We start from the raw sequence: 542 nt of genomic DNA on the forward strand, positions 1-542 counted from the left end.
GACCAGCGCACCGACGGCAATCGCCGTTTAGACCCCAATGATTGGACGTTCAGGACTTTGCTCATCGTTCTCTTTTGACTTTCAAAACCAAAACATAGCAATGAATCGACGGGATTTTCTCAAACGAACTGCCGTGGCGGGACTGGGCGCAACCGTGGCGGGCGCAACATTGCTTCAATCGTGCGACACATCGCCGACCGCGAGCGCAGGCAACTTGGAAAGCGACCTTTCGTTCGTGCGCGAGGGCGCGCAGCTAGAAGCCGTCGCCATCAAATCTTATCTTGCCGCCGCGCAATCGGGACTGATTACGAATCAAGCGATTCTCAACGCCGCCGTGAGTTTTGCGGGACATCACCAAGGGCATTTAGCCGACCTGAACCGTCTGTTGCGCGAGTTCGGACAAGCCGAAGTGAGTTTGGACGCGGCGCAACCCGACCCGCGCGTCAATCAACTCGGACCCAACGCCACGCAGAACGACGTGGTGCGCTTGGCGATGATTTTGGAATACGAAGCGGGCGAGGGCTATTTCCGTTGGCTCAATT

1 protein-coding gene is annotated in these 542 nt (G+C 56.8%); it reads left to right on the plus strand.

Annotation, left to right across the window (positions count from 1 at the left end; translation table 11 throughout):
• Nucleotides 1–100: 100 nt before the first annotated feature.
• Nucleotides 101–542: twin-arginine translocation signal domain-containing protein (locus tag NZ585_15140; GenBank protein ID MCS7081363.1), on the plus strand; the 442-nt coding region annotated here is incomplete at its 3' end.

It is taken from the genome of Chloracidobacterium sp. (assembly GCA_025057975.1).
GTDB lineage: Bacteria > Acidobacteriota > Blastocatellia > Chloracidobacteriales > Chloracidobacteriaceae > Chloracidobacterium.